The organism is Pseudomonas sp. GW822-FHT01E03 (assembly GCF_058802985.1).
Window position 1 is genome coordinate 206327 of record NZ_JBXAOQ010000009.1, and the last position, 19160, is coordinate 225486.

A 19160-nucleotide genomic window follows, 5' to 3' on the forward strand; every position below is an offset into this window, starting at 1 on the left:
GATGACAGCTGGAATCTTCATTCCCGAATTGGGCCACCTGGCCATGATCCTGGCGCTGTGTTTCGCGCTGGTTCAGGCCGTGGTGCCATTGGTCGGTGCCTGGCGCGGTGACCGCTTCTGGATGAGCCTGGCCCAGCCGGCCGCGTGGGGGCAGTTCGCGTTCTTGCTGTTCGCCTTCGGTTGCCTGACCTACGCCTTCATGGTCGACGATTTCTCCGTGGCCTATGTGGCCAACAACTCCAACAGTGCCTTGCCGTGGTACTACAAGTTCAGCGCCGTGTGGGGTGCCCACGAAGGTTCCCTGCTGTTGTGGGCCTTGATTCTCGGCGGCTGGACCTTTGCGGTATCGGTGTTTTCCCGGCAATTGCCGCAGGTCATGCTGGCCCGCGTGCTGGCGGTGATGGGCATGATCAGCACCGGTTTCCTGCTGTTCCTGATCATGACCTCCAACCCGTTCAAGCGCATCCTGCCGCAAATGCCCACCGACGGTGCCGACCTCAACCCGCTGCTGCAAGACATCGGCCTGATCGTTCACCCGCCGATGCTGTACATGGGCTACGTCGGCTTCTCGGTGGCCTTCGCCTTCGCCATCGCCGCGCTGATGGGCGGTCGCCTGGATGCTGCCTGGGCGCGCTGGTCGCGTCCGTGGACCATCGTGGCCTGGGCGTTCCTCGGCATCGGCATCACCCTCGGTTCGTGGTGGGCGTACTACGAACTCGGCTGGGGTGGCTGGTGGTTCTGGGACCCGGTGGAAAACGCCTCGTTCATGCCATGGCTGGTGGGCACCGCACTGATTCACTCGTTGGCGGTCACGGAAAAACGTGGCGTGTTCAAAAGCTGGACCGTGTTGCTGGCCATCGCCGCATTCTCCTTGAGTCTGCTGGGCACCTTCCTCGTGCGTTCCGGCGTGCTGACCTCGGTGCACGCCTTTGCGTCCGACCCGGAGCGCGGGGTGTTCATCCTGATTTTCCTACTGTTCGTGGTCGGTGGTTCGCTGACGCTGTTCGCCCTGCGCGCGCCGGTGGTCAAGAGCCAGGTGGGCTTCAACCTCTGGTCCCGGGAAACACTGCTGCTGGGTAACAACCTGGTGCTGGTGGTGGCCGCGTCGATGATTCTGCTCGGCACCTTGTATCCGCTGATTCTGGACGCCATGACCGGCGCCAAGCTGTCCGTCGGCCCGCCATACTTCAATGCGCTGTTCATTCCGTTGATGGCATTGCTGATGGTGGTGATGGCGGTCGGCGTGATCGTGCGCTGGAAAGACACTCCGGTGACATGGCTGGTAAGCATGCTCACCCCGGTCCTGCTCGGCAGTGCCGCGCTGGCCGTAGTGGCCGGCATCGCCTACGGCGATTTCAACTGGGCCGTGCTCGCGACCTTCATGCTCGCTGCCTGGGTGTTGCTGGCCGGCGTGCGTGACATCTTCGACAAGACTCGCCACAAGGGCCTGATCAAAGGACTGCCAACCCTGACCCGCAGCTACTGGGGCATGCAGATCGCGCACCTGGGCATCGCCGTGTGTGCGCTGGGTGTCGTGCTGTCGAGCCAGAACAGTGCCGAGCGCGACCTGCGCCTGGCGCCCGGTGAATCCATGGCCCTGGGCGGCTATCAGTTCGTCTTCGAAGGCGCCAAACACTTCGAAGGCCCGAACTTCACCTCCGACAAGGGCACCGTGCGGGTGATCCGCAACGGCAAGGAAATCAGCGTGCTGCACCCGGAAAAACGCCTCTATACCGTGCAGAACTCGGTGATGACTGAAGCGGGTATCGACGCCGGTTTCACCCGCGACCTCTATGTCGCCCTCGGTGAACCACTGGGTAACGGCGCCTGGGCTGTGCGTGTGCACGTCAAGCCGTTCGTGCGCTGGATCTGGTTCGGCGGCTTGCTGACAGGTGCAGGCGGGTTGCTGGCGGCGCTGGATCGGCGTTATCGGGTCAAGGTCAAAAGCCGCGTGCGCGAAGCACTGGGCATGTCGGGAGCCACTGCATGAAGCGTTGGTTGATGTTGCTGCCACTGGCGATTTTTCTGGTGGTCGCGGTATTCCTTTACCGTGGGTTGTACCTGGATCCGGCCGAGCTGCCTTCGGCCATGATCAACAAGCCGTTCCCGGAGTTTTCCCTGCCGTCGGTGCAGGGCGACAAGACCCTGACCCGCGCTGACATTCTGGGCAAACCGGCGCTGGTCAACGTCTGGGGCACCTGGTGCATTTCCTGCCGGGTCGAGCACCCGGTGTTGAACAAACTGGCCCAGCAGGGCGTGGTGATCTACGGCATCAACTACAAGGACGTCAACGTTGATGCCTTGAAGTGGCTGAAGGACTTCCACAACCCGTATGCGCTGGACATTCGTGACGACGAAGGCTCGCTGGGCCTGAACCTCGGCGTGTATGGCGCACCGGAAACCTTCTTCATCGACGCCAAGGGGATCATCCGTGACAAGTTCGTCGGCGTGATCGACGAGCAGGTCTGGCGTGAAAAACTGGCGGGCAAGTACCAGGCGCTGGTCGACGAGGCCAAGCCATGAAGCGCTGGATCGCTGCCGTTGTCCTGGGCTTGAGCCTGGCGGGCGTGGCCCACGCGGCCATCGACACCTACGAGTTCGCCAAGGAAGAAGATCGCGAGCGTTTCCGCGAGTTGACCAAGGAGCTGCGTTGCCCCAAGTGCCAGAATCAGGACATCGCCGATTCCAACGCACCGATTGCCGCCGACCTGCGCAAAGAGATTTACCGCATGCTCGGCGAGGGCAAGGACAACCAGCAGATCATCGACTTCATGGTCGATCGCTACGGTGATTTCGTCCGCTACAAGCCTGCGCTGAACGCCAAGACCGCCTTGCTCTGGTTTGGCCCCGCCGGCCTGCTGCTGGGCGGTGTCGTGATCATCGCGGTGATCGTCCGCCGTCGTCGCGTGCAACGCGCCGGCACCCCGGACTCGCTTTCTGCCGAGGAGCGCTCGCGCCTCGACCACCTGTTGGATAAAACCAAGAATGATTGATTTCTGGCTCGCTGCAGGTCTGCTGCTTCTGGTTGCCCTGAGTTTTCTGTTGATCCCGGTGCTGCGCAGCCGTCGCGCCCAGCGCGAAGAGGATCGTACCGCCCTGAACGTCGCGCTGTATCAGGAGCGCGTGACTGAGTTGCAGACTCAGCAGGAAGAGGGCGTGCTCGATGCCGCGCAAATGGACGCCGGTCGCGCCGAAGCTGCCCGTGAGTTGCTGGCGGACACCGAAGGCGCTGAAGCGCCACGGGTGTCGCGTCTGGGCAAACCCTTGCCGTTGCTGGCGGCCATTCTGGTGCCGGTGCTGGGCCTGGGCCTGTATCTGCATTTCGGTGCCAGCGACAAGGTCGAACTGACCCGCGAATTCTCCCAGGCACCCCAGTCGATGGAAGAGATGACGCGGCGCCTGGAACGTGCGGTCGCCGCTCAACCGGATTCCGCTGAAGGCATGTATTTCCTCGGTCGCACCTACATGGCTCAGGATCGTCCGGCGGACGCGGCGAAGATGTTCGAACGCACCGTGAGCCTGGCCGGCCGCCAGCCCGAGTTGCTCGGTCAATGGGCCCAGGCCCAGTACTTCGCCGATGGCAAGAAGTGGTCGGACAAGGTCCAGGCCCTGACCGACGAAGCGCTCAAGGCCGATCCGAAAGAAGTTACCAGCCTTGGCCTGCTTGGCATTGCCGCGTTTGAAAGCGAGCGTTATCAGGACGCCATCGATTACTGGAATCGCCTGTTGGCGCAGCTGCCGCCGGAGGACAAGTCCCGCGAGGCGCTGCAAGGCGGAATTACCCGGGCCACGGAGAAGCTGGTGGCCAGTGGCGGCAAGGTTGCACAAGCACCGGCGGCCAAGCCCTCGGCGTTGCTCAAGGTCAGTGTCGATCTGGCCGCGGACCTCAAATCCAAGGTCCAGCCTGGCGACAGCGTGTTCATCTTCGCCCGTGCGATCTCCGGTCCTCCGGCCCCGCTGGCGGTCAAGCGCATGACCGTGGCCGACCTGCCGGTGACCGTCGAACTGGGCGACGCCGACGCAATGATGCCGCAATTGAAACTGTCGAACTTCCCTGAAGTCCAACTGGTTGCGCGCATTTCCCGTGCCGGCAAACCGACCGCCGGCGAATGGATTGGTCGCAGCCAGCCCCTGGCCAGCAGCACCACCGCGCCGCAGACACTGACCATCGACAGCCCGGATAAATAACAGGAAACGCCACCATGACCGCCATTGCTCGTATTGCCCTGCTCAGCGCTGTTTTGGGGTTAAGCGCTTGTGCGGTCCAGCAACCAACGGAACATCAGGCACCACCACCGTTCCCGCCGTCGCAGCCCAGCCCCACGCCATCGACGTCGCCTGTACCGAGCAAGCCGACCATCCCGGCCAAACCCTCCAAGCCGTTGCCACGCACTTCTGCCAGCTTCGCGCCACCACCGGGGGGCAATAGCCATTGGGATCCGAAGCTTGGGGTGTATGTGCTTGATGACCAGCCCAATACCTTTTATCGCCAACGTACCTATTACCGCTGGGATAATGGTTGGAGTCGGTCGATTAGTCCGCAAGGGCCGTGGGAAGATACTGACATCCAGGGTGTACCGGGTGGCCTGGGGCGGAAATTCGGGCAGTAACGCAAAAAGGCGACCTTCGGGTCGCCTTTTTTGTGCCTGCCGGAATGTGATGGGTGGGTCACTGCTGAATTCTGTGGGAGCGAGCTTGCTCGCGATGGCGGCCTGAATGAGTCCATACATAAGGGCGGAACCCTAAATGGCCGTGACCGCAGAAACGGATATGTACACCGGTAAAAAACACTCCGTCATCGCAGGCAAGCCAAGCACCCACAGCCTCCAACGCCGGATTGACCTGCGCTGCGAGGACACCCTCAGCGTATACCGTGACCCGTCGGAAAACCCGCTGGTGCAACCTGTGTCGGTGATGGATCATACGCGGGGCCTGCGGGCTGATCTGGCGCAAGCGCAATCAGGACGGTCTGCCGTGGGGCCGGCAAACAGGTCGAAAAATGAAGAGGGTGGTTTGATGGCGGGCAGGTTGATCTATCTCATCGGGCCTTCAGGTTCGGGCAAGGACAGCCTGCTGGATGCCGCGCGAACACGGTTGGCCGAACGCGGCTGCCGCGTCGTGCGGCGGGTCATCACGCGCTCGGCGGAGGCCGTGGGCGAAGCGGCGCTGGGCGTCAGTGAACAGCAGTTCTCCGAAATGGAGGCCCAGGGCGCGTTTGCCCTGAGCTGGCACGCCAACGGGTTGTCCTATGGCATCCCGCGGGAAATCGACGATTGGCTGGCCGCCGGGCAGGACGTGCTGATCAATGGCTCTCGAGGGCATTTGCAGAACACGCGCCAGCGCTATCCGAACGCGTTGGTGCTGTTGTTGACTGTGGATCAGGCAGTACTGCGCCAGCGCTTGCTGGAACGCAGGCGGGAATCGCCGATCGAGATCGATCAGCGGTTGGCACGCAATGCCCGATTCAGCGAGCAATTGCTGGCGGAGGACCCGGCCGTGCACTTGCTCGACAACTCAGGGCCGCTTGAGCAAACGGTCGAACGGTTGCTGGTCTGCATTGACGAGTAACTCCCGGCTGCCTGTCAGGCCTTCCAGGCCAACAACCCCTGCACATACTCCACGAATGCCCGAGCGTTGGCGCTGGCCATTCTCCCTGTAGGGAAAACCGTCCACAAATCCAGGTCCGGCAGTGCCCAGTCCTTCATCACTTCCCGAACCGAACCGTCGGCCAGTTCCGGCGCAAACATCCATTGCGAGGCCATGGCCAGCCCTTGGTGGGCCAGCACGGCTTCTCGCAGGCCTTCGGCGGCATTGACGCGGATCCGGCCGCTGACGATGACCGATTGCTCCTCGCCGGCCTTGTTGAACGGCCGATCCACTGTGGGAGCGAGCCTGCTCCGGGCGGCGATCCGACCGGGTTTTGAGGCTTACGCCGTCGCCAGCGAAGCCTTCTGCGAAACACTCAAGAACCGCAACAACGCCAACAGCGGAAAAGCGCTGCCGACGATCACGATCCACAACCAGCCGCCGTGTTCGTACACCGCGCTGGCCACCGAAGAGCCGAAGGCGCCGCCGATGAAGATGCTGGTCATGTACAGCGCATTCAGGCGGCTGCGGCTTTTGCCGTCGAGGGCGTAGACCGCACGCTGGCCGAGGACCATGTTCATCTGCACGCAGAAGTCGAGCACTACGCCGGTCACCGCCAGGCCGATGACGCTGTAGGCCGGATGGATAAACGCCGGCATGAAACTCAAGCTGGCAAACAGCAGGGACAGCAACGATGCGATGCGGGTGTGACCGGCATCGGCCAGGCGACCGGCGATCGGGGCAGCAATGGCGCCGATGGCCCCGACCAGGGCGAAGATCGCGATCTCGCTTTGCGACAAACCGTGATTGCGCGCCAGTTCCAGCGGCACGGCGGTCCAGAACAGGCTGAAGGTGGCAAACATGCAGCCCTGGTAAAACGCACGCTGGCGCAGGACCGGTTGCTTGCGCAATAGCGTCCACAGAGAGCCCAGCAACTGGCCATAGGACGCGCTGTGATCAGGCTCACGCTTGGGAATGGTTACGGCCAGCACGATGCTGATGGCCGCCATCAACACTGCGGCAATCACAAACATCGCCCGCCAGCCAAAGTGGTCGGCCACCACGCTGGACACCGGTCGGGCCAGCAGAATGCCGAGCAACAACCCACCCATGATCCCGCCCACCACACGACCACGGGTTTCTTCCGGTGCCAGGTGCGCGGCCAACGGAATCAGGATTTGCACCGAAACCGAACTGAAGCCCACCAACAGCGAAATCAGCAAAAACACGTTCGGCTGGTCGGTAAACGCCGCACCTAGCAGGCTGACAATTGCCACCAGCGTGGTGATGATCATCAACCGGCGGTTCTCCAGCAGATCCCCCAGCGGCACCAGGAAAAACAGTCCCAGCGCATAGCCGATCTGAGTCAAGGAAACGATCAGGCTGGCCATGGTGTTGGTCAGGCCAATGTCCGGCGCGATCAGGCCGATGATCGGCTGGGCGTAGTAGATATTGGCGACAATGGCGCCGCAGCAGAAGGCGAACAGCAGCACCATGCCTCGGGTCATTGTCGCGGTGCCTTGGGACACCTGGGTCGCTGGGTTCATAACGGGTCTCGCTGTACGGAAAGGAATGCGCGCAGGCTAATGGGCTGACTGAAACGGCGGAAGTGGGATTGGAGTGATAGCAATCATTCCATTGCGGAATGACTGACGAACGCGTGTGTCTTGCGTCAGAATATCGAGGGTGAATGATACATTCACTTACATCTTGTTCGTGAAGATCGTGACCTTTGTGACGCCGGGCGCTGACGGCACGCTCACCGCCCAATCCATTTCGGCGGGCAAGGATGGCGTGACGCCGCCGATGTAGCGGGATGTCGCAGAACCTGTGGGAGCTAGCTTGCTCGCGATAGCGTAATGGCAGTCAACGACGATGCTGACTGTTCAATTGTCATCGCGAGCAAGCTCGCTCCCATAGAAGTTGCAGTGTTTCAGTCGATTACTTGCCGCTGTAGATCTGGTCGAAAACCCCGCCATCATTGAAGTGGGTCTTCTGCACGGTGCGCCAGTCGCCGAAGGTCTTCTCGACCGACAGGAAGTCTACTTTCGGGAAACGGTCGGTGTACTTGGCCAGCACGGCTGGGTCACGCGGGCGCAGGTAGTTTGCCGCGGCAATCTCCTGACCTTCCGGCGACCACAAGTACTTCAGGTATTCCTCGGCCGCTGCACGGGTGCCTTTTTTGTCGACGGTCTTGTCGACCACCGACACCGGTGGCTCGGCTTCGGCGGAAACGCTTGGGTAGATGACTTCGAACTGATCACGGCCGAACTCGCGGGCGATCATTTCCGCTTCATTCTCGAACGTCACCAACACGTCGCCGATCTGGTTGGTCATGAAAGTAGTCGTCGCGGCGCGGCCACCGGTATCCAGCACCGGCGCTTGCTTGAACAGTTTGCCGACAAAGTCTTTGGCCTTGTTTTCGTCGCCGCCGTTTTTCAGCACGTAGCCCCAGGCCGAGAGGTAGGTATAGCGACCGTTACCGGAGGTTTTCGGGTTTGGCACGATGACCTGAACGCCGTCCTTGAGCAGGTCCGGCCAGTCTTTCAGGGCTTTCGGGTTGCCCTTGCGCACGATGAACACGGTGGCCGAGGTGAACGGCGCGCTGTTGTTCGGCAGGCGCGTGACCCAGTTGTCCGGGACCAGTTTGCCATTGTCCGCCAGGGCGTTGATGTCGGTGGCCATGTTCATGGTGATCACGTCAGCGGGCAAGCCGTCGATGACCGAACGCGCCTGTTTGCTGGAGCCGCCGAAGGACATTTGCAGGGTGATGTTTTCGTTATGCTCGGCTTGCCAGTGTTTCTGAAACGCAGTGTTGTAGTCCTTGTAGAAATCGCGCATCACGTCGTAGGAAACGTTGAGCAGGGTCGGTGCAGCCTGGGCGATGTTGCCCAGGGCCAGGCCAGCGGCGATAAGCGAGGCGCCAAAGAGTTTTTTCACTGCGCATTCCTTGTTCTATTAAAAGTGGGGCAATTTGCCAGCGACTATAACTGGGCTCGTATAGTCCTTTAAAGATTAAAAAGCTCTTTGCTTATTCCCGTTTCCTGAACAGCGCATTACCGCAACGGGAGCAGAACGACGCCTCCGGCTCATGGCTGTCCTTGGCGCACACCGGGCAGTGGTGCTGCAACTGGCCGCCACGCATGGCCGTGGCCAGTTCGGCGGTGAAGATCCCGGTGGGCACGGCGATGATCGAGTAACCGGTGATCATCACCATCGACGAGATGACCTGACCCAGTGCGGTCTTGGGCACGATGTCGCCGTAACCGACGGTGGTCAACGTCACGATAGCCCAGTAAATGCCCTTGGGAATGCTGGTGAAGCCATGTTGCGGGCCTTCGACCACATACATCAGGGTGCCGAACACCGTCACCAGGGTGCAGACGCTGAGCAGGAACACAAGGATCTTCTGCTTGCTGCCACGCAGGGCATCGAGCAGGTAATGAGCTTGCTTGAGGTACGGGCCGAGCTTGAGCACGCGGAAGATCCGCAGCATCCGGATCACCCGGATGATCAGCAGGTACTGGGCATCGCTGTAGTACAGCGCGAGGATGCCGGGCACGATGGCCAGCAGGTCCACCAGCCCATAGAAACTGAAGGCGTAGCGCAGGGGCTTGGGCGAGCAGTACAGGCGCAGGATGTACTCGCCGAGGAAGATCGCCGTGAAGCCCCACTCGATGTACGCCAGCAGGCTGGCGTAGTGCTGGTGAACGTCATCGATGCTGTCCAGAATCACGACTACCAGGCTGGCGAAGATGATCAGCAGCAGGGTGGAGTCGAAGCGTCGACCGGCGACGGTGTCGGTCTGGAAAATAATCACGTACAGGCGATTTCGCCACGTGTCGTTGCTGATCATGCACATCGCCTTGGCCGCAAATCAGCGCAGCCTAGGTTGATTCTCCCCGGGAGCGCAAGGCGCGCTTTCGACTGTGGCTTTGCCGAGCATTTGAATAACACTGCGAATCAGCCAGCCGGCAAGAATGAACGGCGCGGTCAGGGTGGGCAGACCGATGGCGGCAAACAGCGGCGTCAGCAGCAGCGCCAGGCCGATGCCAACCAGCGGCAGCCACGGTTGGCGACGCTGCGAGCTGAAGGCGAGGGCGGTCAGCACGGCGTTATAGCCACCGAGGCCGAGCAGTGCGGTATAGAAATCGTGGTTCAGCAGGCTCCAGCCCATGCCCGCGACTGAGGCCAACAATGCCCAGCAGAATGCGCGGCGATCAGCGATCAGCAAACCGGCGGCAATCATCGCACCGGCCAGCGGATGACCGAGGAACATCACCTGGCCGAGGCCTTTGAGTGGCGCGGCGAGCATGTTCAGGGTGCTGACTTCGATCAAGTGCGGCTCTGTCGAGGGCGTGGCGAAGCACAGCAGCAACCAGCCCAGCCCAACGAAGGGCGCGGTGTAGGCCGGCAGGTATTGGCTGAACCGGACGCGCTTGAGCCACTGTTGGGTGACCATCGCGCTCAGGCCACCGGCGGCCAGAATCAGTGGCGGCATCATCGCCGACCAGGGGAAATACAGGCTCAGCAACAGTCCGAGCAGCACGCCGTTGTAGCTGAACAACCCGGCCTGACGATCAGCCTTGGCATAGTTTCGGCGTTGCGCGGTGAGCAGCCCGGCGACACCACCGAGCAAGGCGCCGCCGAGCAAGGCGGGCGCCGTGAACAAAATGGCCAGGACGCACAGCAGGCCGCACAGCGGATTGCGCTGGAGAAAGATCTGGCTGAAGCCGTTGAGCAAGGCTTCGGCCCAGTCGGGGCAGTGGGTGTTGAAATGGTTGGCAGGCATGGCAGGTCTGAAAGTCAGTGGGACCGGGTTGCCTGCATCGCGATCAAGCTCGCTCACACACTGAATCTTTGTTCAGTCTTGGTTCCGTGAACGACACAAAACCAATGTGGGAGCGAGCTTGCTCGCGATAAGGCCGGTACAGGCGCTAGATCAATGTCTCGATACGCAGAGAGTTAGTCGACCCCGGCTGGCCAAAGGGCACACCTGCGGTGATCAGCAGTGTGTCGCCACGCTGCGCCATGCCCTGGGCTTGGGCAATTTCCAGTGCCGTCGAGCAGACTTCATCGACCTGACGCAGGCGGTCGTTGACCACCGAGTGCACGCCCCACGCCACGCTCAGGCGACGGGCGGTCTGCAGGTTCGGTGTCAGGTTGAGGATCGGCACCGTCGGCCGCTCCCGCGCCGCACGCAGGCTCGACGCACCGGACTCGCTGTAGTTGACCAGCACCGCCACCGGCAACACGTTGCTGATACGGCGAATGGCGCAGCTGATCGCATCGGAAACAGTCGCCTCGGCTTTCGGCCGGCTGACGTCGAGTTGAGTCTGATAGTCCGGACCGTTTTCCACCTGGCGGATGATCTTGCTCATCATCTGCACGGCTTCGAGCGGGTATTCGCCGGATGCGGTTTCCGCCGACAGCATCACCGCGTCCGCACCTTCGGCCACGGCGTTGGCCACATCGGTGACTTCGGCGCGGGTTGGCGCGGGTGAGAAGCGCATCGACTCCAGCATCTGAGTGGCGACCACCACCGGTTTGCCGAGCTGGCGGCAGGTGCTGATGATGTTCTTCTGGATCTGCGGCACGCTTTCGGCCGGCACTTCCACGCCCAGGTCACCCCGGGCGACCATGATCGCGTCGCTCAATTCGGCGATCTCGCGCAGTTGCTCGACGGCCGAGGGCTTCTCGATCTTGGCCATCAGGAACGCCTTGTCGCCGATCAGGGTACGGGCTTCGCGGATGTCATCGGGACGTTGCACGAACGATAGCGCCACCCAGTCCACACCCAGCTCCAGCCCGAAGGCCAAGTCGCGGCGATCCTTGGCGGTCAGCGGGCTCAGGTCGAGCACCGCTTGCGGTACGTTCACGCCTTTGCGGTCCGACAGTTCGCCGCCATTGAGCACGGTGGTGTCGATGGCGTCGGCGTACTTGGTCACCACCCGCAGACGCAACTTGCCATCGTCCAGCAGCAGGTCCATGCCCGGCTCCAGCGCGGCGATGATTTCCGGGTGGGGCAGGTTGACCCGGCGCTCATCGCCCGGCGTGGCATCGAGGTCCAGGCGCAAGGCCTGGCCGCGAACCAGTTGCACCTTGCCTTCGGCGAACTTGCCGACCCGCAGTTTCGGGCCTTGCAGGTCCATCAGGATGCCCAATGGATAATTGAGCTGACGCTCGACTTCACGAATCCACTGGAAACGCTGGGCGTGGTCAGCATGATCGCCATGGCTGAAGTTCAGACGGAAGATGTTGACCCCGGCCAGCACCAGTTCACGGATGGCATCGATGCCGTCGATGGCCGGGCCGAGCGTGGCGAGGATTTTGACCTTTTTATCAGGCGTCATGTTTAGTGCTCTCAAGGATCAGAATGGCGCGGAAGTCGTTGACGTTGGTACGGGTCGGCTCAGTGACGATCAGGGCGTCCAGCGCCTCGAAGTAGCCGTAACCGTTGTTGTTATCCAACTCGTCGCTGGCGCTCAGGCCCTTTGCCGCGGCGCGGGCGTAGCTGTCCGGGGTCATGATCGCGCCGGCGTTGTCTTCGGAACCGTCGATGCCGTCGGTGTCACCGGCCAGCGCATAGACGCCGGGCAGGCCCTTGAGGCTGTCGGTCAGGCTGAGCAGGAACTCGGCGTTGCGCCCGCCACGGCCATTGCCGCGCACGGTGACGGTGGTTTCACCGCCCGAGAGAATCACGCAGGGCGCCGCCAGCGGCTGACCGTGCAGGACGATCTGCCGTGCGATGCCGGCGTGGACTTTCGCCACCTCGCGGGATTCGCCTTCAAGGTCGCCGAGGATCAGCGGACTGAACCCGGCCTGACGGCATTTCACCGCCGCCGCTTCAAGGGATTGCTGCGGGCGGGCGATCAACTGGAAATGACTGCGTGCCAGGCTCGGGTCACCGGGTTTGACGGTTTCCGATTCGGGGCTTTGCAGCCAGGCGCGCACCGAAGCCGGAACCTCGATGGCGTAGCGCTTGAGGATCGCCAGCGCTTCGGCCGACGTGCTCGGGTCGGCCACGGTAGGGCCTGAGGCGATGACCGTGGCGAGGTCGCCCGGCACATCGGAAATCGCATAGGTATAAACCGTGGCAGGCCAGCAGGCTTTGCCCAGACGCCCACCCTTGATCGCCGAGAGGTGCTTGCGCACGCAGTTCATCTCGCCGATGGTGGCGCCGGACTTGAGCAGGGCTTTGTTGATTGACTGCTTGTCGGCCAGGGTGATGCCTTCGGCCGGCAGTGCCAGCAGGGCAGAGCCACCGCCGGAGAGCAGGAAGATCACGCGGTCGGATTCGTTCAGGTCGCTGACCAGTTCCAGCACACGCTTGGCCACCGCCAGACCTGCAGCGTCCGGTACCGGATGTGCGGCTTCGACCACTTCGATTTTTTCGCAAGGTGCGCCGTGACCGTAGCGGGTCACCACCAGGCCGGACACTTCACCCTGCCAGCAGCGCTCGACCACCTGGGCCATGGCGGCTGCGGCTTTGCCAGCGCCAATGACGATCACGCGGCCGCTGCGGTCGGCAGGCAAATGGGCTTCGAGGACTTGTTGCGGATGCGCCGCATCGATGGCTGTGGCAAACAGCTCGCGCAGCAATTGTTGCGGATCGACCGACATGGCGGGCTCCCGGAATTCTTGTTATTTGAAGGGCAACTCGGGTTCCTGTGGGAGCGAGCTTGCTCGCGATAGCGGTGTGTCAGTCAACATGGATGTTGATAGTCAGGGCCTCATCGCGAGCAAGCTCGCTCCCACAGGTTTGATGCAGTTTCGGGCAGGGGCTTACTTCTTATCGCGAATCGAGAAGTTCGCCATGTGTTCCAGGCCCTTGATCAGCGCCGAGTGGTCCCAGTTGCTGCCACCGATGGCCGCGCAGGTGCTGAACACTTGTTGGGTGTTGGCGGTGTTCGGCAGGTTGATGTTCAGCTCCTTGGCGCCTTGCAGGGCCAGGTTCAGGTCCTTCTGGTGCAGGCTGATGCGGAAGCCTGGATCGAAGGTGCCCTTGATCATGCGCTCGCCGTGCACTTCGAGGATCTTCGAGGACGCGAAACCGCCCATCAGTGCTTCACGCACCTTGGCCGGATCGGCACCGTTTTTCGAAGCGAACAGCAGGGCTTCGGCCACGGCCTGGATGTTCAGGGCCACGATGATCTGGTTGGCCACCTTGGCGGTTTGACCGTCGCCGTTGCCACCGACCAGGGTGATGTTCTTGCCCAAGGCCTGGAACAGTGGCAGGGCGCGCTCGAAGGCGTCGGCATCGCCGCCAACCATGATGCTCAGGGTCGCGGCCTTGGCGCCGACTTCACCGCCAGAGACCGGGGCGTCGAGGTATTGCGCGCCTTTTTCGTTGATCTTTGCTGCGAAAGCCTTGGTGGCGGTCGGCGAGATCGAGCTCATGTCGATCACCACTTTGCCTTTGCCAACACCGGCGGCAACGCCATCAGCGCGGAACAGTACGTCATCGACCTGTGGGGTATCCGGCACCATGACGATGATGAATTCGGCTTCCTGGGCGACTTCCTTCGGGTTCGCCAGGGCAACGGCGCCAGCGGCGACCAGGTCGGCAGGCGCAGGGTCGTGGTGGGCCGACAGGAACAGGCTGTGACCGGCTTTCTGCAGGTTCAACGCCATTGGGTGGCCCATGATGCCGGTGCCGATAAATCCGATTTTAGCCATGAGAAAATCCTCTTGTTTTTATTGCTGCTTCAAGCAAATAGGGGAGTACTGCTCTTTGTGGGAGCGAGCTTGCTCGCGATGGGGCCATAACATTCAGCATCGATGTCGACTGTTCCACCGCTATCGCGAGCAAGCTCGCTCCCACAGGGATCTACATCAGATTGCGTTATGGGTCTTGAGCCAGCCCAAGCCCGCTTCAGTGGTGGTCAGCGGCTTGTATTCGCAACCGACCCAGCCCTGGTAACCGATGCGGTCCAGGTGTTCGAACAGGAAGCGGTAGTTGATTTCACCGGTGCCTGGTTCGTTGCGCCCCGGGTTGTCCGCGAGCTGCACGTGGTTGATCTCGCCCAGGTGCGATTGCAGGGTGCGGGCCAGATCGCCTTCCATGATTTGCATGTGATAGATGTCGTATTGCAGGAACAGGTTGGCACTGCCGACCTGCTCGCGAATCGACAGGGCTTGCGCCGTGTTGTTCAGGTAGAAACCTGGAATGTCACGGGTGTTGATCGCTTCCATCACCAGTTTGATGCCCGCCGCTTGCAGCTTGTCGGCCGCGTACTTGAGGTTGGCGACGAAGGTTTTCTCCACGGTGGCATCGTCAAAGCCCTGCGGACGAATACCGGCCAGGCAGTTGACCTGGGTGTTGCCCAGCACTTGCGCGTAAGCGATGGCCAGGTCGACACCGGCACGGAACTCTTCGACCCGGTCCGGCAGGCAGGCGATACCGCGCTCGCCCTTGGCCCAGTCGCCGGCCGGCAGGTTGAACAGCACTTGGGTCAGACCGTTGGCATCGAGCTGGGCCTTGATTTCGGCGGAGCTGAAGTCGTACGGGAACAGGTATTCGACACCACTGAAGCCGGCTTTGGCGGCCGCTTCGAAACGGGCAAGAAAGTCCTGTTCGGTGAACAGCATGGACAGGTTGGCTGCGAAACGCGGCATGGTGGTCTCCTGAATATGTATGGTGAGCGTTCCCGGATCCCTGTGGGAGCGATCCTACAAGTTAATCAAGCAACGAAATCGCAGTCGGTGCATCGTCGCCGACCAGCGCCAGGTCTTCGAATTCGTTGACGGCGTTGATCTCGGTACCCATGGAAATGTTGGTCACGCGCTCCAGGATGATCTCGACGATCACCGGAACCTTGAACTCTTCGATCAGCTCCTGGGCCTTGCGCAGGGCAGGCTGGATCTGAGCCGGTTCGAACACACGCAGTGCCTTGCAGCCCAGGCCTTCGGCAACTGCGACGTGGTCCACACCGTAGCCGTTGAGTTCCGGCGCGTTCAGGTTGTCGAACGACAGCTGTACGCAGTAATCCATGTCGAAACCGCGCTGCGCCTGACGGATCAGACCCAGGTACGAGTTGTTTACCACCACATGAATGTACGGCAGCTTGAACTGCGCGCCCACTGCCAATTCTTCGATCATGAACTGGAAGTCATAGTCCCCCGACAGGGCCACGACTTTACGGTTCGGATCAGCCTTGACCACGCCCAGTGCTGCCGGAATGGTCCAGCCCAGAGGGCCTGCCTGACCGCAGTTGATCCAGTGACGCGGCTTGTAGACGTGCAGGAACTGCGCGCCGGCAATCTGCGACAGACCTATGGTGCTGACGTAGCAGGTGTCTTTGCCGAACACCTGGTTCATTTCTTCGTAAACGCGTTGCGGCTTGACCGGCACGTTGTCGAAGTGAGTCTTGCGCTGCAGGCTGGCTTTACGCTGCTGGCAGTCTTGCAACCAGGCGCTGCGGTTCTTCAGCTTGCCGGCGGCTTGCCATTCGCGAGCGACTTCGATGAACACGGTCAGCGCGGCGGCAGCGTCGGAAACGATGCCCAGGTCCGGGGTGAACACGCGGCCGATCTGGGTCGGTTCGATATCAACGTGAATGAACTTGCGGCCTTCGGTGTACACGTCAACGGAACCGGTGTGACGGTTGGCCCAGCGGTTGCCTACGCCCAGAACCACGTCGGACTTGAGCATGGTGGCGTTGCCGTAGCGGTGCGAGGTCTGCAAGCCAACCATGCCCACCATCAACGGGTGATCGTCCGGGATGGCGCCCCAGCCCATCAGGGTCGGGATCACTGGAATACCGGTCAGTTCGGCGAACTCCACCAGCAGGTCGGCGGCGTCGGCGTTGATGATACCGCCACCGGCCACCAGCAATGGGCGCTCGGCCTGATCCAGCATGGCCAGGGCTTTTTCCACCTGGACGCGGGTAGCGCTCGGCTTGGCCAATGGCAGTGGCTGGTAGGCGTCGATGTCGAATTCGATTTCGGCCATCTGCACGTCGAACGGCAGGTCGATCAGCACCGGGCCCGGACGGCCGGAGCGCATTTCATAGAAAGCTTTCTGGAACGCGTAAGGCACCTGGCCCGGTTCCATGACGGTGGTCGACCACTTGGTGACTGGCTTGACGATGGTGGTGATATCGACAGCCTGGAAGTCTTCCTTGTGCATACGGGCGCGGGGTGCCTGGCCTGTGATGCAGAGGATTGGAATCGAGTCGGCCGAGGCGCTGTAGAGCCCGGTGACCATGTCGGTACCGGCAGGGCCGGAAGTGCCGATGCACACGCCGATGTTGCCGGCCTTGGTGCGGGTGTAGCCCTCGGCCATGTGCGAGGCGCCTTCAACGTGGCGAGCGAGTACGTGATCGATGCCGCCGACCTTTTGCAGGGCGGAGTACAACGGGTTGATGGCGGCACCCGGGATGCCAAAAGCGGTATCGACCCCTTCGCGGCGCATCACCAGAACGGCGGCTTCGATTGCTCTCATTTTGCTCATGGTTTTGTGCCTCTTTACGTTTTGTAATTGTATACAAGTGGCTTTGCGCAGAGTGTATTCACGGCGGACGGCGCAGGTCAATCCATTTTCTCAAGCGCTTGTTTCATTCGTCGGAAGCCGGTTCTGCTGTGGCTTTTCGTCGCATGTGGCGCCTTTCGATGATTATTGTATACAAAAAAATAATTCATTGTGTTCTATTTGTTGCATCGGGCTGCGGCACAACGGCGCAGTCCACCGACTTTCCGAAAAACAAAATGAGGACGGCACCATGAGCGCTTTAACCTTGAAAGTCGCAGTCAACCTGGTCAACGAGGCCATCACCGCCGGGCGTGCAATCGCTGCGGCACCCTTGACCATCGCAGTACTGGATGCCGGCGGGCATCTGATCACCCTGCAACGCGAAGACGGCGCCAGCCTGCTGCGCCCGCACGTCGCCATCGGCAAAGCCTGGGGCGCCATCGCGCTGGGCAAGGGGTCGCGCCTGCTGGCGCTGGACGCCCAGCAACGCCCGGCGTTTATCGCCGCGTTGAACAGCCTGGGGCAGGGCAGCGTCGTGCCGGCACCGGGTGGTGTGCTGGTTCGCGATCAGGACGGGAACGTGCTGGGGGCGGTGGGGATCAGCGGCGATCTGTCGGATGTCGACGAGCAGTGCGCGATCAATGCCATCGAGGCGTTGGGGTTGGTGGCGGATGCGGGGGTGGCGGCTTGATCTTCGCTGACTGAACTACCGCTTTCGCGAGCAAGCCCGCTCCCACATTGGATTTTTTGCGTACACAAATTTTGTGAACGTCAGCGATCAAGTGTGGGAGCGGGCTTGCTCGCGAAGGCGATCTCCCAGACATATCCAGCTAAAGGTCTACCCCACTATCCTGTAGTCGCTGAACTAGCCTTTTCATGACTTCAACATGAGAGAGGGCAAGGAATGCCTGAGCTGTCAGCATCACACCGCCTACGCATCGGCCGCTACGCCGAGCAAAATCGCATCTATCTACTGACTGCCAACACACTAACGCGAGAGCCCGTTTTCAGGGATTACACCTTGGGAAGGTTGGTTGTATATCAGTTCAGGCAAGCCCAGAGCGAGGGATTTGCCGAGTCGTTGGCCTGGGTGGTCATGCCCGATCATTTTCATTGGTTGATTCAGTTGCAAAAGGGGACGCTGGCGCAATTGATGTGTCAGGCGAAATCCCTGAGCACTCGTGCAGTCAATTCGGCGCTCGGAAGAACAGGTAGCCTTTGGCAGCAAGGCTTTCATGATCATGCGCTGCGAAAAGAGGAAAACCAGGTAAAGCTGGCTCGATATGTTGTGGCTAACCCGTTGCGGGCAGGGCTGGTCGAGAAGCTTGGCGACTATCCATTGTGGGATGCGATCTGGGTTTGATTTAAAACCGAGTTGCCGCCATTCGCGAGCAAGCCCGCTCCCACACTGGATTTTCAGCGCCCACCAATCCCCCGTGGGAGCGAGCCTGCTCGCGAAAGCCGGCGCTGCGGTCTACCGCTCGGGTTCACACCCTTTGAGTACCAACCGGATAATCGTCTGCGCCGCCGCTTCATAGTCCACTTCATCCAGCTTGGCCTTGCCGGTGATGGCGGTGATTTGCCAGTCGAAGTCGGCGTAGGTCTGGGTCGCGGCCCAGATGCTGAACATCAGGTGGTTGGGATCGATGGGGGCGATTTGCCCGCGGTCGATCCAGGTCTGGATGCACTCGATGTTGTGTTTGGCCTGGCCATTGAGCTGTTCGACCAGATCGCTGCTCAGGTGGGGGGCGCCGTGCATGATTTCGCTGGCGAACACCTTGGAGGCGAAAGGCAGGTCGCGGGAGATGCGGATTTTCGAGCGAATGTAGCCGCTGAGCACTTCACCGGGCTCGCCGTCCGGATTGAACGGTGTCGAGGCCTGCAGGATGGGCTCGATGATGCTTTCCAGAACCTCGCGGTAGAGGTTTTCCTTGGACTTGAAGTAGTAGTAGACGTTGGGCTTTGGCAATCCCGCCTTGGCTGCGATGTCGCTGGTTTTGGTCGCAGCGAAGCCTTTGTCGGCGAATTCCTCACTGGCGGCACGCAGGATCAGTTGTTTGTTGCGCTCGCGGATAGTGCTCATAAACCGGGTGATTCCTTG

18 protein-coding genes and 2 pseudogenes are annotated in these 19160 nt (G+C 61.3%); 9 read left to right on the plus strand and 11 right to left on the minus strand.

Annotation, left to right across the window (positions count from 1 at the left end; genetic code table 11):
• Position 1: 1 nt before the first annotated feature.
• From AC1RP7_RS19430 to phnN, 6 genes are all read left to right on the plus strand, one after another.
• Complete coding sequence (locus AC1RP7_RS19430; protein WP_493181689.1) at positions 2-1990, plus strand: heme lyase CcmF/NrfE family subunit; 1989 nt, start codon at positions 2-4, stop codon at positions 1988-1990.
• The gene (locus tag AC1RP7_RS19435; protein WP_218497129.1) at positions 1987-2523 is read left to right on the plus strand and encodes a DsbE family thiol:disulfide interchange protein; all 537 of its coding nucleotides are present in this window, start codon (positions 1987-1989) and stop codon (positions 2521-2523) included. Before AC1RP7_RS19430 ends, AC1RP7_RS19435 begins: the two co-directional genes overlap by 4 nt.
• Entirely contained in the window at positions 2520-2993 is a 474-nt protein-coding gene (locus tag AC1RP7_RS19440) for a cytochrome c-type biogenesis protein (RefSeq protein WP_489340020.1), read from the plus strand. The genes AC1RP7_RS19435 and AC1RP7_RS19440 overlap by 4 nt, the downstream gene beginning before the upstream one ends.
• Positions 2986-4188: a c-type cytochrome biogenesis protein CcmI gene (ccmI, locus tag AC1RP7_RS19445; RefSeq protein ID WP_493181691.1), complete on the plus strand. Its 1203-nt coding sequence runs from the start codon at positions 2986-2988 to the stop codon at positions 4186-4188. Before AC1RP7_RS19440 ends, ccmI begins: the two co-directional genes overlap by 8 nt.
• A 14-nt stretch (positions 4189-4202) precedes the next feature.
• Entirely contained in the window at positions 4203-4610 is a 408-nt protein-coding gene (locus AC1RP7_RS19450) for a hypothetical protein (protein ID WP_079246789.1), read from the plus strand.
• Between the two features lie 406 nt (positions 4611-5016).
• The gene (phnN, locus tag AC1RP7_RS19455; protein ID WP_218497258.1) at positions 5017-5568 is read left to right on the plus strand and encodes a phosphonate metabolism protein/1,5-bisphosphokinase (PRPP-forming) PhnN; all 552 of its coding nucleotides are present in this window, start codon (positions 5017-5019) and stop codon (positions 5566-5568) included.
• A 14-nt stretch (positions 5569-5582) separates the two neighbouring features.
• Here phnN and AC1RP7_RS19460 read toward each other — a convergent pair.
• Positions 5583-5867: pseudogene (locus tag AC1RP7_RS19460) on the minus strand (LysR substrate-binding domain-containing protein); the annotation flags it as partial.
• A 60-nt stretch (positions 5868-5927) separates the two neighbouring features.
• On the minus strand, positions 5928-7133 hold the full coding sequence (locus AC1RP7_RS19465) for an MFS transporter (RefSeq protein WP_493181693.1): 1206 nt from the start codon (positions 7131-7133) through the stop codon (positions 5928-5930).
• Positions 7134-7302: 169 nt separating this feature from the next.
• Between AC1RP7_RS19465 and AC1RP7_RS19470 the strand changes: the two are divergent.
• Positions 7303-7398: pseudogene (locus AC1RP7_RS19470) on the plus strand (hypothetical protein); the annotation flags it as partial.
• Between the two features lie 129 nt (positions 7399-7527).
• Here the strand turns inward: AC1RP7_RS19470 and AC1RP7_RS19475 are convergent.
• From AC1RP7_RS19475 to gcl, 8 genes are all read right to left on the minus strand, one after another.
• Positions 7528-8526 (minus strand): sulfate ABC transporter substrate-binding protein, encoded by a 999-nt coding sequence (locus AC1RP7_RS19475; RefSeq protein ID WP_102669706.1) that lies wholly within the window; start codon positions 8524-8526, stop codon positions 7528-7530.
• A gap of 91 nt (positions 8527-8617) precedes the next feature.
• Positions 8618-9442, minus strand: coding sequence for an ion transporter (locus AC1RP7_RS19480; protein ID WP_090453869.1), 825 nt, complete (start codon positions 9440-9442; stop codon positions 8618-8620).
• 21 nt (positions 9443-9463) lie between these two features.
• On the minus strand, positions 9464-10378 hold the full coding sequence (locus AC1RP7_RS19485) for an urea transporter (RefSeq protein WP_493181695.1): 915 nt from the start codon (positions 10376-10378) through the stop codon (positions 9464-9466).
• 145 nt (positions 10379-10523) lie between these two features.
• Positions 10524-11939 (minus strand): pyruvate kinase, encoded by a 1416-nt coding sequence (gene pyk, locus AC1RP7_RS19490; RefSeq protein WP_090453871.1) that lies wholly within the window; start codon positions 11937-11939, stop codon positions 10524-10526.
• Positions 11929-13209 carry a glycerate kinase type-2 family protein gene (locus AC1RP7_RS19495; protein ID WP_057715851.1) on the minus strand — a complete coding sequence of 427 codons (1281 nt, stop codon included), beginning with the start codon at positions 13207-13209 and terminating at the stop codon, positions 11929-11931. The genes pyk and AC1RP7_RS19495 overlap by 11 nt, the downstream gene beginning before the upstream one ends.
• 162 nt (positions 13210-13371) lie before the next feature.
• Positions 13372-14265: a 2-hydroxy-3-oxopropionate reductase gene (locus AC1RP7_RS19500; RefSeq protein WP_493181696.1), complete on the minus strand. Its 894-nt coding sequence runs from the start codon at positions 14263-14265 to the stop codon at positions 13372-13374.
• A gap of 156 nt (positions 14266-14421) precedes the next feature.
• Complete coding sequence (gene hyi, locus AC1RP7_RS19505; RefSeq protein WP_090453874.1) at positions 14422-15204, minus strand: hydroxypyruvate isomerase; 783 nt, start codon at positions 15202-15204, stop codon at positions 14422-14424.
• Between the two features lie 61 nt (positions 15205-15265).
• Positions 15266-17041, minus strand: coding sequence for a glyoxylate carboligase (gene gcl / locus AC1RP7_RS19510; RefSeq protein WP_057715848.1), 1776 nt, complete (start codon positions 17039-17041; stop codon positions 15266-15268).
• A gap of 268 nt (positions 17042-17309) precedes the next feature.
• Between gcl and AC1RP7_RS19515 the strand changes: the two genes are divergently transcribed.
• Positions 17310-17750 carry a GlcG/HbpS family heme-binding protein gene (locus AC1RP7_RS19515; RefSeq protein ID WP_015096201.1) on the plus strand — a complete coding sequence of 147 codons (441 nt, stop codon included), beginning with the start codon at positions 17310-17312 and terminating at the stop codon, positions 17748-17750.
• Between the two features lie 213 nt (positions 17751-17963).
• Positions 17964-18422 (plus strand): REP-associated tyrosine transposase, encoded by a 459-nt coding sequence (locus AC1RP7_RS19520; RefSeq protein ID WP_493181698.1) that lies wholly within the window; start codon positions 17964-17966, stop codon positions 18420-18422.
• A gap of 111 nt (positions 18423-18533) precedes the next feature.
• Here the strand turns inward: AC1RP7_RS19520 and AC1RP7_RS19525 are convergent, their stop codons facing one another.
• Positions 18534-19142, minus strand: coding sequence for a TetR/AcrR family transcriptional regulator (locus AC1RP7_RS19525; RefSeq protein ID WP_150814896.1), 609 nt, complete (start codon positions 19140-19142; stop codon positions 18534-18536).
• Positions 19143-19160: the final 18 nt, after the last annotated feature.